Annotated in this window: 13 protein-coding genes; 5 read left to right on the top strand and 8 right to left on the bottom strand. The window is 30.5% G+C overall.

The features are described 5' to 3' along the window. The 3 genes from ACKVOV_RS03115 to ACKVOV_RS03105 form a co-directional block, all read right to left on the bottom strand. Window positions 1–985 (bottom strand): histidine kinase dimerization/phospho-acceptor domain-containing protein (locus tag ACKVOV_RS03115; protein ID WP_409205315.1); only part of this gene is annotated, 985 nt, incomplete at its 3' end. Next, window positions 982–1,662 (bottom strand): response regulator transcription factor, encoded by a 681-nt coding sequence (locus tag ACKVOV_RS03110; RefSeq protein WP_409205314.1) that lies wholly within the window; start codon window positions 1,660–1,662, stop codon window positions 982–984. The genes ACKVOV_RS03115 and ACKVOV_RS03110, both read right to left, overlap by 4 nt. A gap of 79 nt (window positions 1,663–1,741) precedes the next feature. Continuing rightward, a complete protein-coding gene (locus ACKVOV_RS03105; RefSeq protein WP_409205313.1) occupies window positions 1,742–2,785 on the bottom strand; it encodes a phosphatase PAP2 family protein in 1,044 nt (347 codons plus the stop codon). Between the two features lie 431 nt (window positions 2,786–3,216). On the opposite strand from ACKVOV_RS03105, the gene ACKVOV_RS03100 reads away from it, so the two are divergent. Continuing rightward, window positions 3,217–6,324 (top strand): DUF5686 family protein, encoded by a 3,108-nt coding sequence (locus ACKVOV_RS03100; protein ID WP_409205312.1) that lies wholly within the window; start codon window positions 3,217–3,219, stop codon window positions 6,322–6,324. An 83-nt stretch (window positions 6,325–6,407) separates the two neighbouring features. On the opposite strand, the gene ACKVOV_RS03095 is transcribed toward ACKVOV_RS03100, so the two are convergent. Together ACKVOV_RS03095 and ACKVOV_RS03090 are read right to left on the bottom strand one after the other, a co-directional pair. Further along, a complete protein-coding gene (locus ACKVOV_RS03095; RefSeq protein ID WP_409205311.1) occupies window positions 6,408–7,004 on the bottom strand; it encodes a DUF6134 family protein in 597 nt (198 codons plus the stop codon). 11 nt (window positions 7,005–7,015) lie between these two features. Then, entirely contained in the window at window positions 7,016–8,245 is a 1,230-nt protein-coding gene (locus tag ACKVOV_RS03090; RefSeq protein WP_409205310.1) for a T9SS type A sorting domain-containing protein, read from the bottom strand. Between the two features lie 1,466 nt (window positions 8,246–9,711). Between ACKVOV_RS03090 and ACKVOV_RS03085 the strand changes: the two genes are divergently transcribed. Next, window positions 9,712–10,179 (top strand): DUF6943 family protein, encoded by a 468-nt coding sequence (locus ACKVOV_RS03085; RefSeq protein ID WP_261788016.1) that lies wholly within the window; start codon window positions 9,712–9,714, stop codon window positions 10,177–10,179. Window positions 10,180–10,208: 29 nt separating this feature from the next. Continuing rightward, complete coding sequence (locus ACKVOV_RS03080) at window positions 10,209–10,388, top strand: hypothetical protein (protein WP_094152263.1); 180 nt, start codon at window positions 10,209–10,211, stop codon at window positions 10,386–10,388. Between the two features lie 249 nt (window positions 10,389–10,637). On the opposite strand, the gene ACKVOV_RS03075 is transcribed toward ACKVOV_RS03080, so the two are convergent. Genes ACKVOV_RS03075 through ACKVOV_RS03065 form a run of 3 tightly spaced genes read right to left on the bottom strand, consistent with a single transcriptional unit; the run spans window position 10,638 to window position 12,022 of the window. Further along, window positions 10,638–10,859: a hypothetical protein gene (locus ACKVOV_RS03075; RefSeq protein WP_409205309.1), complete on the bottom strand. Its 222-nt coding sequence runs from the start codon at window positions 10,857–10,859 to the stop codon at window positions 10,638–10,640. Between the two features lie 10 nt (window positions 10,860–10,869). Continuing rightward, window positions 10,870–11,265: a DUF5675 family protein gene (locus ACKVOV_RS03070; protein WP_409205308.1), complete on the bottom strand. Its 396-nt coding sequence runs from the start codon at window positions 11,263–11,265 to the stop codon at window positions 10,870–10,872. Between the two features lies 1 nt (window position 11,266). After that, on the bottom strand, window positions 11,267–12,022 hold the full coding sequence (locus tag ACKVOV_RS03065) for a hypothetical protein (RefSeq protein ID WP_409205307.1): 756 nt from the start codon (window positions 12,020–12,022) through the stop codon (window positions 11,267–11,269). Window positions 12,023–13,010: 988 nt separating this feature from the next. Here ACKVOV_RS03065 and ACKVOV_RS03060 point away from each other — a divergent pair. Beyond that, a complete protein-coding gene (locus ACKVOV_RS03060; RefSeq protein ID WP_409205306.1) occupies window positions 13,011–14,261 on the top strand; it encodes a site-specific integrase in 1,251 nt (416 codons plus the stop codon). Window positions 14,262–14,377: 116 nt separating this feature from the next. Continuing rightward, on the top strand, window positions 14,378–15,684 hold a 1,307-nt coding region (locus ACKVOV_RS03055), incomplete at its 3' end, for an amino acid permease (protein ID WP_409205305.1).

The raw sequence follows: 15,684 nt of genomic DNA, 5'->3' as shown, positions 1-15,684 counted from the left end.
ATAAATCGGCATTCATATTGATGAAAAAATCTTCTTCAATATTTTTGATTACAACTATTTTATTCGCTTTTATATGCTCTTCAAATAAAAGTAATGATTGATTTATAATTTTTACTACTGAAACATTTTCTGTAGTTTTAAATTGTCTATTTTCAATTTTTGTAAGTAATAATAACGATTTGTTTAATCGTATTAATTTAGAACACGCATCGTCAATAGCAATGATTAGTTCGACTTCATTTGCTTTTAGATTTGCAGATTGAATGAGTAAATCTACCTTCGATTTTATTACCGCTAACGGCGTTTGAATTTCGTGAGAAGCATTTTCTGTAAATTTCTTTTGACTGTTATAGTCCACAATCATTTTATCCATCATTTCGGTAAGCGAATTATTCAAATCCTTAAATTCTTTTACTGTTGTTTTTGTAAACTCTGGAATATCATTATCGCTGGCGCGAAAAGTTTTTAACGAACTTATCGTTTTATGGAAAGGTTTCCATAAGGTTTTAGCAACTAAAAGATTAATACATAAAGAAATTAAAAACAATAAAAATAAAATAATTGTTATCAAGTAAAACAATCCAACTTTTAATTCATCATATTCAAGCGTACTTCGCCAAATCTTAATTTGATAATTTGTATTTCCTACTTTTACAACAGAACTAATCATTCTATGTTCAGCCATTTCATCTTCTTGCTTATCAAGTATCAAAGTGTCCGAAAACATAGTTTTTGTTCCGTTTTTAAAGTGGCTTCGTCTAATTTTTTCAATTTGAGCTTCTTTACTTTTTATAATAAGACTTAATGACACGGTATCATTATTTTTTAAATAATGTTCTACTTGAATTTTTCGATTAAGCAATAATTCATTATTGCTATCTTTTACCTCTTTTGTAATGACATAGTAACAAACAAATCCCGATAAAATTAAAATCGGAATACTCAATAGTAAATAGTATAAACTGGTTTTTGCAAGTAACTTCATTCGTGTGTTTTAAAATTATAACCTATTCCGTATATGGTTTGCAAGTAATCTTCACATTTTTTGTCTAATAATTTTTTGCGAAGATTTTTTACGTGATTGTATATAAAATCAAAATTATCCAGTCTATCAGCATTATCACCCCAAAGATGTTCTGCCAAGGCATTTTTACTAACAACACGGTTTTTGTTAGCTATAAAATATAGTAATAAATCATATTCTTTAGAAGTCAAAATGACGTTTTTATCATTCACAAAAACACTTCTTTCTACTGGCAAAATTCTAATTTCATTTACAATAATTTCTAAATTTCCGTCAAAACTTTTACGTCTTATTAATGCTTTTATTCTAGAATTTAATTCTGATAAATGAAACGGTTTGGGTAAATAATCATCGGCACCAAGATCTAAACCATAAATTTTATCATCAAGTGAATTTTTGGCAGAAATAATAATAACTCCTGCTTTAGACTTTTTTAATTTTATTTCCTTTATTAAATCTAATCCTGAACCATTAGGCAAAGTAATATCTACCAAAATACAATCATAATCATAAATTGCAATTTTCTGTTCAGCTTTGTTATAATCGGATGCTATTTCAACTACATTTCCTTCCATTTCAAAGTATTGCTTGATACTTTTCTGTAATTCGGGTTCGTCCTCAATTAATAATATTTTCATAATATAAATGCTTAATTTAGTATTAGAATATGATTTCCAATAAAAACCATAAAATTAACCAAGATTTGCAAACATTGGTTTAAAAAACCATATTTACTCTTGCTAATGTATAATTTTGATTTGAATTAAAGGAATAATGAAACTTCGGCTGAAACGTTTTTAAAACTCCAACTTTATTGTTTTTTATTTCTGTAATCCTTGATTTAACAATGCTTTTTCCAATTATATATCCCATAAAAATGGCGATTGGATAATCCGAAATCCAATGCACTTTACTTTGCAACATTTCAAAACCCATTAATCCAATTAGTCCAAAACCAACTGGTTGTATCCATTTTACTTCTTTATAATTTTCAGAAAGTATCATTATTGTTGTCATTAATGTTGTAATATGTCCCGAAGGCATTGCATCATAATATGGAGTATTTTTTTGATAAGCGGTAAACGAAGGAAAGAAATTCCAATCGCCACCTTTATTTCCATTTTGCTCTGCAATAAATGGACTTTCACGACCTGTAATTCGTTTTATTGGTTGTACTAACAATCCAGAAGCAATCAATCCTTCCATCAATTCACTTGAGGTATGTATCGCTCTATAATCATCATTAGACAAACCATAAACCAATAATCCTCCACCAACTAAAAGTGCTGTAAATCCGTTTCCAACTCTATAAATTCCAGAATTTATATTTTTAGGAAACATTTTTAAAGGTCCTGAATAGGTATGATTTTCTTGCAATCCTATTTGTTGCCCAAAATCTCTCGAACCGTTTATTATTTGTTGGTCAATCGGAAGTAATACAGCAGTAGTTCCAACTGATACACCAAACCAAATTAAGTTATTTTTTTGTATCAGCAAATTTCCCATTAGACCAAAATCGTGTGGCACTTTTGTAATGAAATCAAAGAATTTAGGTTTTGAATATTGATACGTTAAATTATCATTTATTCTAAACTGTTGATAGTTTAAATTTTCTATAATTGGTTTTGTAATGGTATCTTTTTCTTGGGCTTTTATATTTGAATAGCATAAAATAAATGAAATTATAATCACAATTTTTCTTGTTCTTGTGTTTTTATCAAACAAAAATTTAAAAATACAATTTAATTTATGATTTCTCATTTTCTATGTCGTATGTAATTTAATTGAAAATAATTTTGATGCAATTTTATAAACAAAATCTATTTTAATTCTATGGTTAGTAAGATAGTATTAGTATTCTGAATTTTAAAATGAAACAATAGATTTCAGATAGATTTCAGATAGAATTGAGGTAGAATGAAAGCCTACTATTGTAGTAATATTAATTAAAACGCAATAAGATGGTACATTTTCTTAATCATATCTTTGAATTTCAAATTTTACTGTTCATTTGCGTATTGGTGTTTTTTTGGGTTTTAGAATTTTTTATTTTCTCTCAAAATATAAAAACCAAACTTACACATACTTTTCTAAATGCAAAGTTTTTGTTTTTTGTAGTTCCAGTTCAATTTTCATTATCAATTCTGGTATTGTTTGCTTCCAATTTTATTGAGGTTAAACAGTGGGGAGTTATGTTTTTACTACCTATTTCAAAAAACTCATTTCTGTTTTTTATAATTGCTTTTGTGATTCTTGACTTATTTGATTATTTGTATCATTTTATGATGCACAAAACACCAATATTTTGGAAATTTCATCAAATTCATCATAGTGATTTAGATGTAGATATTTCAACTACAGTTAGAGAACATCCTGGGGAAACATTTATAAGAGTAAGTTATTCAATTTTGGTAATTTGCCTTGTTGGTGCTACACCTTGGGTACTTATTTTTAAACAATTTATTCAAAGTGCATCTAATATTATTTCACATTCTAATACCAAGCTTCCTAAAAGAGTAAACGATATTATATCTAAAGTTTTTGTTACACCAAACACGCATCATATTCATCACCATTATCAATTGCCTTATACAGATAGTAATTTTGGCGATGTGCTTACAATATGGGATCAATTATTTTCTACATTTCATCAATTAAAACAATCCGAGATTATTTGTGGTGTAGATACCAATATGATTCGTGAAGATAACGAGAGTTTCAAAAAGCTAATTGTAAGACCATTTGTTGAAAAAGATAAATGCTCAAAACATAAAGTAAAATCCAAAGTTATAATAATGAAAACCAACAATATCTTTTTTGGTTTTCTATTAATTTCTAACTTTATGTCAAGTCAAACCAGTGTAAAAGGCAATCTTACAGATGAAAAAAACAAGCCTATCGCTAATGCCAATATACTATTTTTAGGTTCAACCGAAGGTACATTAACCAATTCTGCTGGGGCTTTTACATTAAAATCAAACAACCATTATTCTGATATTACTATTAGTTGTATGGGATTTGAAAATAAAATAATTCATCTCGAAAATCAATATACCAATAACTTAACTATTGCACTAAAAGAACAAGCTTCAACACTAAACGAAGTTATTGTAAAATCTAGATCAAAAATACGATTAAAAAAGAAAGAAAACCCAGCTTATAAAATTCTAGAAAATATCTGGAAAAACAAAAAGCAAAACGGATTAAAGCTTTCTAAAACCTATGAGTATGAAAAATATTCAACAGTAGAATTAGGGATTGACAATTTAGATACTGCATTTGTCAAAAAAGCATTAAAAAAAGATTTTGATAGTATTGCATTAAAAATGAAAACCAATATTGACAATAAATTTTATGTTCCAATTGAATTAGTTGAAAGAAATGAGAAAATATATGGAAACAATATTATAAACAAGGAACGAATAGATATTGATGGAGAAAGAACTATTGGTATTAAACAAGAAGGAAAAATATTCGAAAATATTGCAAATACATTTCAAGAGATAGATGTATATCAAAACAACATAACAATTTTAAATAAAAATTTTGTAAGCCCAATTTCATCTGAAGGTTTTGGAACCTACGATTATGAACTAACCGACAGTACATTTGTAGCTGATAAAAAACAATATACCATTCGATTTTTTCCTAGAGAACCCAGAGACTTTGCTTTTAGAGGGAGTTTTACCGTTGATACTAAAAATTTTGCATTAACAGAAATTGAAATGCGAACTCCTAGAAAAATGAATTTAAATTTCGTTAGAAATTTTGAATTAACAAAAACATTTACAATTCAAAGCGATAGTATTTACTTACCATTATTAAATGAATACAAAGGAGATTTCACACTACTAACAAAAGATGAAAAAGAAAAAGGTGCATATGTTGTTAAAAAAGAAATGTTTAGTAACTACATACTTAATATTCCAAAAGAAGCTGATTTTTATAATACGCAAATGCAACAAATAGATGCTAATCAGTTTGAAAAAGACAGCATTTATTGGAGTATGAAACAAGATGAAGAAACTAAAAACTTATATAAACTTGTAAATGTAATTAAAGATAGCAAAAAAATAAAAGCGGTTACTGGAACTATTTACATACTTTCAGACGGTTATATTCCGCTATTCAAAGGGTTTCAAACTGGTAATATTTGGACAACGGCAGCAAGAAATCAAATTGAAGGATTGCGATTGCGATTTGGTTTTAGAACATTTATTTCAGAAGATGATCGTTTTAGAGTAGAAGGATTTACTGCTTATGGTCGCAAAGATAAAATAACTAAATACGGTTTAGAAGCTAGATATTTACTTTCAAATACTCCCAGAACTAACATAAGTGCTGCGTTTTTGAAAGATAACGAACAAATGGGTTTGACACAATTTAATGGTATTCATCTTTTGCCCGAAGCTGACAAAGGTTCGAAAGCATTGTTTAACAGAGGTCAGAATTTCTTTCTTTCTAAAATTCAAAAAAGTATGTTTCGGTTTGATGTAGAACCGTCAAAAAATTTACATCTTGGTCTAACTCTTACCCATAATATAATCAAATCAGCAGCTCCAAATAGATTTTCACTAGATTATTTAGATACTAATACTGGGCAAATAAAATCTGAAACTACCGATTTAACATCTGATTTGTATTTGACTTATACACCAGGAAAAGAAGTTTCAGGTTTTGGTGTTGATGAAAAACAAGGTATCAAATTACATCCTACATTTATGTTCAATTACAAACGAGGTTATAAAAATGTATTTGGAGGTAACTTTAACTACAATCGATTACAAGTTTTATATAACAATCCTATTTCATTGGGTAAATTTGGTATTTTTGACGCTACAATTGGTGCTGGTAAAACATTTGAAACCACACCGTTATCAATACTTACAGCAGTTTCTTCTAATCAAACTTATTTTTTATTACCCAATACTTTTGCGTTGTTAGATTATTATGATTTTGTTGCTGACACTTATGTAGAAGGTCATTTTGAGCATCATTTTAATGGTTTTTTAATGAATAAAATTCCAATTATAAAAAAGTTAAGCTGGCGTAGTTTAGTTACTTTTAGAGGTGTTTATGGTACGATTTCTAATGGTAGTAAAGAAATAAACCAATCTTCAATATTATATGTTGCGCCAACAAAACTTTATTATGAATATGGTTTTGGCTTTGAAAACATTGGTTATGGAAATGTAAGACCGTTTAGATTAGATTTTATTTGGCGAAGTGATTTTCAAAATTTTAATGGATATGTAAATCCAAAATTCGGAATTAGAGTTGGTCTAAAAACAACATTTTAATTAACTGGAAACCATTTATAAATAATTATAAAAAAAGCTTTAGGTAATTTTTTAATACCTATATATAATGGTTGTAATTGAAATTATTTAGTTTTCAAAACCATTTTAAAATCTACTAAAGTGTTTCTAACTAAAGAAGATTGCAAGTTGCCATCTTTATAGTTATAATCATCTTTTTGAGTATTATTTTGATTATACAACTGATAATTATTCTCTTTAATTAGTTTTATAGTTTTAAAATTACCTTCAACTTCTTCAAAATAACTGTCTTTATCGTTGGGTTTTTCAAAAGGCAAAATAATAGTGCTTTTCACTATTTTCTTGTTGTAAGTTGTAACTTTTTTGTCGTGAATAATAGAATAAATACCATTGGATAAAGTAACATTTGCTTCTTCCTTTAATTTACCATTTTTATAAAATTGGTAACTACTTTCTTGAAGAATATTATTTTTATAAACAACAGTCATTCGTGTTTTTATATCAATTTTAAAAAGCATTGAAGTAGTAGCATCACTATTTGAAGTATAAGTAATTTTATTTCCTTCTACTTTTTTGGTGGCAGTTACAGTTCCTATTTTTTCTCCAGACACAATCAAATCATAAACTAAAATGTCATTAGATGTAACTGGAGTAAATAAACTAGTTACTGACACAATAAAGATAAGTGCAATTGATTTCATATTTTTATTATTTAATTAATTACAAATCGCATACTTTTAGAATGGTTAGCATTTGATATTTTGCACAAATAAACTCCAGAATTTAGCTCATTTAAAGCAATTGAATTTTCGCTATTTAACAGTAAAGCAATTTTTACAGTTCTACCTAATGCATCAAAAATTTCAATTTTTGTAAGTTCATTTTCGGGATTCAAATAATTAAATTTCAATTCTTTATTCAATATAGGATTAGGTGCAATAACAAAACTATTATTTAAAAAACTAGAGCTTTCAATACTCAACGGGCTTGTAGTAGCTAACCAAATAATTGCATTCATTAGCAATCGTTGATGATTTCCACTTGCATCAGCAATGTAACCATTATAAAGAGTATCACCAATATCTCCAGTCCCATCATCCGGTATGGAACTATCTCCAATAGCAATTACTTTTCCATTTTGATAGGTTGCTGAAGCGCACATAACATTTGTTATCATATTTGTACTTGAACCTGTTTTGTAAACCAATCCAGTTACACTAATATTTTGAGTAGGATTTAAAGTCATTGAGGTTCCATTTGACCATTTCACTTGTGTAACATTTCCAGCTGTTCCGTGTAAAACAGTATTGCTTGGCAGCGTCGCAACATTAGATGAAGTTTGAGAAAAATTTGCATAATCAAAAGTAATTCCAAACGGATTATTTTGGATGGTGTTGTTACTCATCAAATCATTTAAAACCTGTGGTGAATCTACACCATCATTATTTCTATCAGATATAGTATGATCGGAAATTATACATAAACCGCCACCGTTCTGAACAAAAGTTATAATAGCAGTTTTTTCAGATGCTGTAAATGAGATATTTGGTTCATCAATTACAAACACTTTATAATTGCTCAAATCTTGCACATTTGAAGTTATTCCATAAGTAATTTGACCATTATAGGGTAAACTTTCCACTAGATAGCCTTGTTTTACACAATCAATCGCCCAATTAGACAAACCACCATTCCAATAATTCTCTAGTGTTGATGATGTAATATTAGATTGTAAAGGTGTTGGTATTCTTTGCGGATTACTTTCCGTACCACTTCCAATAATTGCTGGTCCAGATGAAAATCCTATATTATGAGTATCAGCATCAATAACCCAATCTGCATTTCCTGCACTTTCAGCTTTAGTTGCATCGAACAAAATTTTGATTTGAGCATTGGTATTTAATGTTATAATTGTAAAAGCAATGAGTAAAATAGTTTTCATTTATAATAAAAATTTGAATTTTGAATTCAAAATTAAAATCCAATTCTATTGCAATTCTGTTGTTAGATATTTTTTTTATTCGTTTAAAATTATTAATAAAAATATTGAACTATTTAATAAACATAAGTTTATACCTAATTATTTAAGATACTACTATTTAATTACATAATATCTTAAAAAGTATTTCAATAAAAAAATCTCGTTTGGCAATTAAGAAAGACGTTTTACATTTCAATTGTCACTCCTTTGCCAACGCTCTAAAAAAAATTACTGGCACAGTTTTTAGAAAAAACACGTACGCTTTGCAACTTGCGCCAGTAATTTTTTCCCCCAAGCTGTGTTACATAACGTGGCATTATAGGGCAACAAAATTCGTTTTTATTTAAGTATTTGTATTTCGTTGCCCTATAATAACGTTATGTAAAACAGCCGCCACACCCATCGCGCTTGTGGTTTGCTCCAGGACAACTTTTTGAGCAGCTCCCATCGCATCACCCAGCCGCTCAAAAAACCGTCCTTCGCAAACCACTTTCAAAATCCCGAACAACATTTTCTTAAATTTACAAGTATAACTTTCGCAAGAACTTTAAAATGGTTTTATCAACGCACCGCATAAATCGGTAGTGTTTGCATTGCTTTTGTAAGTGCCAAAAATAGCAGTAACATTTTCTATAATCTACAAATTTTGATTTTGCTATTTTCGGCATCCACAAAACCAAAAATGCCAGCAAGAGTGTGATTTTTTATTTGCCAGAACTATCGAAGTAATTGTTTTGACGATGGCCAAGATGCCATAGCAATTTCATAGCACATTCTTTGATTACCGAAAACCTAATAATTGCAGGAGCGTTTGTGGCATCAAGCCATCATAAAAACAATCAGAAACACCCCAGTAAGCAAATAAAAAACCACACACTTGCTTTGAGCTTCTGCCAACTCACTAGGTAAGTTTTTTCATTGTTTTTGTAACTGTAAAAAATTGCTTTACAACTCCACTTCTAAAATTCACAATACCGATAAAGCAATTTTTTACACCCACAAAATCAACCGTAAGAAAGAGTATGAATTTTCAAAACAGAAAAATAATCGGAATGCAATTTTATCTTTTTTTTTCTGTTTTAAAAATTCATACCCTTTCTAAAGAACTCCTTCTTTCTAAACAACATTTTTTGGATCTCATTTCATAAGAAACTTATCGGCAGCAAGAAAAATAAAAAAATAAATAAAAAGAAAGTAAAGGTAAGTTCCAGTTTCAAGAAAAGAAAGTTCAAGCCTACGGTTTTCAATAAAATCTCCACCCTACGTTTTGTTCTCGCTTCAACATTTGATTAAAATCAAAACTCCAATTCCGAAGAACTTTATCTTAAAAAGCCGGGTAGTATTTTTTTGAAAAAACTTGCTTTTCTTGAAACCTCCACTTGATAGACGACTTTCTTTTTTTTCTTTTTTTTCTTTTCAAAAATTTAATGGCAAAAAAAGGAATTGAAAACCTCAACTTTAAATCAGAAAGTATGCTCAATTTTATCATTAAAACCCACCAAAAAAACTCGATTTATTCAAAACCGCACTTCTTTGTACTTAACAAAGGAATGAACAGCGGAAAACCACAAAAAGAGCCATTTACGAACAGTTTTGTGGTCATTTTTCAAAACGAAATAGATTGTGAAAGCATTTATTTTGTGGCTTACAGCTTATGGCAAACAAAATTCTGGCATCCGCATTTAGTGGGTTCAGTAATTCCATTTTTACGTCTTCCAGATTTCTCAAAAGAATTCAATCCAAAAGCTAGTTTGATGATGCAGGAACACGAAGAACATCAAAAAAATATAACTGCGCTCAAACTTTTGGAGCAAAAAGAGAAACAATTTCACGAAAACATCAACCTCATAAACGATTTGCGTAGAGTGATTTTGTATCGCTATTGCAAACGATAAATCCATTTATAAACCAAAAATTTTAAACTATGAAATTATTTATTTTGTATCAGACCGACAATTGGAAAAGCAGAGCATCAAGAGTATGTTTTGGCGTTTTCGACACCAGAGCCAAAGCTATTGACAGTGCAAAATGGCAAGAATTGTATAACCATAATTCCGAAGTGGTGGTTTTAGAAGTTACGCTAAATCTATTTGAAGAAGTTTAATTTTAGAACGTAAAAAAAGCCCATTCCTTGCGGTTTGGGCTTTTCTATTGTCTAATCCAAAGGTCACCACAACTAGAATTAGACTATTTTTTGTGCTTTCTAATGAAAAATTTGAGAATCAAAGATATTGAAAAACTAACAACCGCACCAAGTGTGGCAAGAATTATAGTTTTTAAAACATCTTCCGAATGTAAATTCGGTAAAACACTCAAAAATGTACCGCCAGCGGTACCAATTATGGTTGAATTACTATGTTGCATTGGCTTTTTCGGTTGTGGTTGTCAATTGGCTCACTGCCGATAAAACACCACCTGCAACGGCAACATATCCACCAATTGTAGTAACCACAACAGGCAAAGCAATCGGAGCAGCCAAAATTGTTCCGCCTACAGCAGCCAAAACCAATCCGATATTTCGAAGCACTTTAAAAAAATTAGGAGTGGGAGCTTTCGCTCGTTTAATTATATTCATAAAAATAAATTTAAGATTGAACAATTAAAACAACACTTTCATTTTTGTCTAAAATTGGATTGACTAAATTTTTCAATTTAGAAAATGCTTTTCGAGACATAAGACCTAAACCAGGTCCAGAAAGTTTTGTTACTGGAGCAATACAACCATTCAATTCTTGCAAAGCATTATTGGCAGGATGAAACAGAATTAAACTTCTATTTTTTACATTAATTATTTCCAAATGCCATTGAAATTTCTTGCTGTACCGCTTTTTTATATAATATTTCCCTTCCGGAATGCAGGAAACTTTCGTTTCGTTAATCTTCCACGGTAATTCAATGGTTTTACAAATCAATTTGACTTCGCATTCGATTTTTCCGTTCGTTCCATCAGGGAAATAAGTTCTCGATAGTCTTAAAACCATCTTACAATCCGCTCACTTGCACCAATGCTAATGGATTAAACGCACCATTTTTCAATGGGTACATTTGACCATTTACTTCTTGGTAAAACTCAACTCCAAGAGCCAAAAACAAAGGTTTTGTACTGGCTGGAGTTACAGCATTTGTTTGACTAATTACAGCCGTAGCGGTTGTGTCCCAAGGTAAAATTGCCGTTTCTGAATGCGCTTCAACAAATGTTTCCGCTTCAAAATCGACTTCCGCACCAGCAGAAATAATTTTAAAGTGAGTTGTTCCACTTGGTGCAGCAATCATATTGGCAGGAATAAATGAAGCCAAATCAACTGTGATGTTTCCAGTAACACGGTCAATTACTCCCACAAAAGGAGCAAATAAACTGGTGCCCAGTTTCCCACGGATATTGAATTCAAAACCTGCTAAAAGTTCGGCTTCACCATCAATAACATTTCGCAATCCTCTAACGCTGATTAAATCAGCTTGGATAACTTGAACCATTTTTTGAGTTAAACGGCTTACCATTCTACCGTCAGCAGAATTCAAAAGCAATGCTCTCAAAGCGGTTCTCAAAATCTTACCTGCTTTACCAGCTCTTCCAAACTCCGAACCATTTTCACGCGTTCTTTGAAACGCAGGATCGTTTTTGATACGACTAGCATCAATTCCTCCTTTTTCACGCGCCAAATGTCCGTCTTGGGTTTTGTAAAAAGTAATATCTCCGATAGTACCTTTCAATTTAATTATGCCTTTCTGTCTTGCCATAATTTCTAAAATTTAGATTAATAATTTGTCTAAATCATCTTTCTGTTGCAACATTATTTGATTGATTTCGGAACAAATTTTAGTCAATTAAACAGAAGAATAAAGTAAATGCAGTTCCATATGTCGCAAAGCGACACAAATGGCTTAAATCAACATAAATACTTACTCAAAAGCAGTATGATTTATGTTTCAAAAAGCATTATTTTTGTAAATAATTTAACCATAGTTTAAGCTAATCAAAGCCTAGTCAAAGGCATAGATAATGTATGAATATTGAAAAACAGAGGGTGTGCATCTATCCGAAAGACATACAGCGAATAACAGGGAAGAGTTATCGCCAAAGTACCAGATTAATGCAAAAAGTGAAAACTAACCTCAACAAGCTCGAAAATGAGTTTCTGACTATTGAAGAGTTTTGTTCGTATGCGGGATTAAAATCTGAACAAGTAACTCACTTGATTTTTGGTTAAATTGATGCAAATAACAGTATCAAATTTTTAACCGATAGCCATAAAAATATCCTTAAATAACTAGTTCATTTTTTAGCCTTGATACTTTGTTATTCAAATAATTACCCTTATATTTGACTACTTTGAATTAAAGATAATTGTATCCTAATAAAGAGGTGTCAGTCGAGGTGTCACTTAAATAAAATACTTTGCGAAGTATTGATTTTACTGATGTTTTTTACACAAGACAAATCCCTCTTTCTCCGCTGAAAAAATCCTAAACGGTAGTAAAACCCTGTAAATCTTATGATTTACAGGGTTTTTTCTTTTGCAGACATACCAAATTATTCATTCAATCTTATTTAAATCGAGATAAAATCGAGACCCTAGAAAATTCAAAAATTAGGGTCTCGCTAAATTACCTCAACACTAGCAAACATTAGGTTCAACGACTTGTTCAATAACTCGTTCAGTCAGTAAACATCTTGTTTGATTTGACGTAAAAATTTAAATTGAATAATAATTAATTGGTCACCACAATGAAAACAAAAATCACACTTCACTTTTATGCTAAAAGCACAAAAGCCAATTCAAACGGACTACTTCCAATTTATGTAAGATTAACAGTTGACGGCAAACGATTAGAATTTAGTACCAAAAAGTTTGTAGAAAAATCAAAATGGTCTAGCGAACTATCGAAAATGAAAGGTACAACAGAGGAAGCTCGTTCAATCAATAGCTACCTTGATTTAATGAAATCTAAAGTATTAGATGCTCAAATGGAACTACTCCACCGTAATGAGGCTTTATCAATTGAAAACTTCAAAGATAAGTTGCTTGGAAATGAAGAACGACAAAGAATGCTAGTACCCATCTTCCAGGACCATAACAACAAAATAAAAGAACTCGTTGGAAAAGAATATGCACCTGGAACACTAGAACGCTACACAACTTCTTTAAAACATACCATTGAGTTCATGCAATGGAAATACAATGTTTCCGATATTGACATTACTAAGATTGATCATGCTTTTATTACCGATTATGAATTCTGGTTAAGAAGTGTTAGAAATTGTGCTAATAATACATCTGTCAAATACATCAAGAACTTCAATAAGATTATTAAAATTTGTTTGGCCAATGACTGGCTAGATAAAAATCCGTTTGCTAACTATAAATCAAAGGTCAAAGAAGTTGAAAGAGTTTATCTTACTGAAACAGAAATTCAAAGCATAATCGAGAAAGATTTTAAAACAGAAAGATTATCATTAGTTCGTGATATATTCCTTTTTAGCTGTTTTACGGGTTTGGCTTACATAGATGTCAAAAACCTAACAAAGTCGCATATAAGCTTCGGTATTGACGGCGAGAAATGGATATTTACCCACAGACAGAAAACCGAAAGTGCTTCAAAAATTCCAATCCTACCAGTTACACAAATGATAATCGATAAATACGAAAATCATCCGCAATGCAATAATGAAGATAAATTACTTCCTATACTATCCAATCAAAAAATGAATGCCTATTTAAAAGAAATAGCTACTATTTGTGAGATAGAAAAAGAATTAACCTTTCACATTGCCAGACATACTTTTGCTACAACGGTAACACTCACGAATGGTGTTCCTATAGAGAGTGTTAGTAAAATGCTTGGACATAAAAACTTAAGAACAACACAGCATTATGCAAAAGTGTTGGATAGAAAAGTTAGTGACGATATGAAGATTTTAAAAGATAAATTTAATTTTTTGAGAGCATCTAGTGTAGTTAAAACTAAAGTAAATTAATTTTTTTTATTACAAAATATACCAATTGGTATATTTTGTATATATTTGTTCCGATTTTGTCCTTTTTAATAAAAGGAATATTCTAATTACTATTAAAAACAAACAAAATTTAATTTATGTCTATTTGGAAAAAGAAACCATTAGCTCAACTGTTATCAGAAGCATCGGAATCCGAGAAAGGATTAAAAAGAACATTGACCGCTTGGTCATTAATAGCACTAGGAATAGGAGCAGTTATTGGCTCTGGTCTATTCGTTAGAACAGCAACTGCAATAGCACAAAGTGCTGGTCCGTCTGTTACAATTGGATTTATAATTGCTGCAATTGGTTGCGGTTTAGCAGGTTTGTGTTATGCTGAATTGTCTTCTTCAATTCCAATTTCTGGAAGTGCTTACACTTACACCTATGCCACAATGGGCGAAATGTTAGCTTGGATCATCGGATGGGATTTAATTTTAGAATATGCTGTTGGTGCAGCAACAGTTGGAATAGCTTGGAGTGAATACCTCAATAATTTATTGGTAAATGTACTACACACGAATCCAATTCCATACTCACTTTCACATTCTCCATTTCAAGTTTCTACTATTGGAGAACACGGATTAATTAATTTACCAGCAATATTTATAGTGGCAATAATTAGTCTTTTGTTAATTAAAGGAACTCAAGAATCAGCATTTGTAAACGGTATAATTGTAGTTGTAAAAGTTTCTATTGTAATTATGATTATTATATTTGGTTGGAATTTTATCAATCCAATAAACCACACACCATATATTCCTGAACCAAGTGTTTTTACAGACGAACACGGTGTTGATCATAGTTTTGGTGGAATTAAAGGTATTCTTGGAGCAGCAGGAACCGTATTTTTTGCATTCATTGGTTTTGATGCTGTAAGTACAGCAGCTCAAGAAACTAAAAACCCAAAAAGAGATATGCCAATCGGGCTTTTGGGCACATTGGCAATTTGCACTGTTTTATATATTCTTTTTGCTCACGTTTTAACAGGAATAGCTACTGTTGAAGATTTCAGAACTGGGGGTAAAGAAGCTTCGGTTGCTTTTGCTATTGGAAAATATATGATTGGTTATAAATTGTTAGCAGACTTTGTAACGGTTGCTATACTAGCTGGGTTTTCTTCCGTAATATTGGTAATGTTGTTGGGGCAATCTAGGGTTTTTTACGCTATGGGTAAAGACGGATTATTACCAAAAGCATTAGGAGATTTACATCCAAAATATAAAACACCTTACAAAGCAAACCTTGTGATTCTGGCAATTGTTGGTTTGTTTGCAGCTTTTATTCCTGGTGATATTGTTGGAGATATGACAAGTATCGGAACGTTGTTTGCTTTCATATTATTTTGCGTTGCTGTTATTATTTTAAGAAAAACAGAACCCAATCTTCCACGACAATTTAAAAC

The organism is Flavobacterium sp. (genome assembly GCF_046153165.1).
Taxonomy (GTDB): domain Bacteria; phylum Bacteroidota; class Bacteroidia; order Flavobacteriales; family Flavobacteriaceae; genus Flavobacterium.
The sequence above is the reverse complement of the archived record's forward strand: the minus strand, read 5'-3'. Positions and strand labels throughout refer to the sequence as shown.

Coding starts and splice junctions, on each gene's coding strand:
- ACKVOV_RS03100 (WP_409205312.1), top strand. CDS start 3,217: ATGTTTTTACTACCTATTTCAAAAAACTCATTTCTGTTTTTTATAATT.
- ACKVOV_RS03075 (WP_409205309.1), bottom strand. CDS start 10,859: ATGAATATAATTAAACGAGCGAAAGCTCCCACTCCTAATTTTTTTAAA.
- ACKVOV_RS03085 (WP_261788016.1), top strand. CDS start 9,712: ATGGCAAAAAAAGGAATTGAAAACCTCAACTTTAAATCAGAAAGTATG.
- ACKVOV_RS03110 (WP_409205314.1), bottom strand. CDS start 1,662: ATGAAAATATTATTAATTGAGGACGAACCCGAATTACAGAAAAGTATC.
- ACKVOV_RS03080 (WP_094152263.1), top strand. CDS start 10,209: ATGAAATTATTTATTTTGTATCAGACCGACAATTGGAAAAGCAGAGCA.
- ACKVOV_RS03065 (WP_409205307.1), bottom strand. CDS start 12,022: ATGGCAAGACAGAAAGGCATAATTAAATTGAAAGGTACTATCGGAGAT.
- ACKVOV_RS03090 (WP_409205310.1), bottom strand. CDS start 8,245: ATGAAAACTATTTTACTCATTGCTTTTACAATTATAACATTAAATACC.
- ACKVOV_RS03070 (WP_409205308.1), bottom strand. CDS start 11,265: ATGGTTTTAAGACTATCGAGAACTTATTTCCCTGATGGAACGAACGGA.
- ACKVOV_RS03095 (WP_409205311.1), bottom strand. CDS start 7,004: ATGAAATCAATTGCACTTATCTTTATTGTGTCAGTAACTAGTTTATTT.
- ACKVOV_RS03105 (WP_409205313.1), bottom strand. CDS start 2,785: ATGAGAAATCATAAATTAAATTGTATTTTTAAATTTTTGTTTGATAAA.
- ACKVOV_RS03060 (WP_409205306.1), top strand. CDS start 13,011: ATGAAAACAAAAATCACACTTCACTTTTATGCTAAAAGCACAAAAGCC.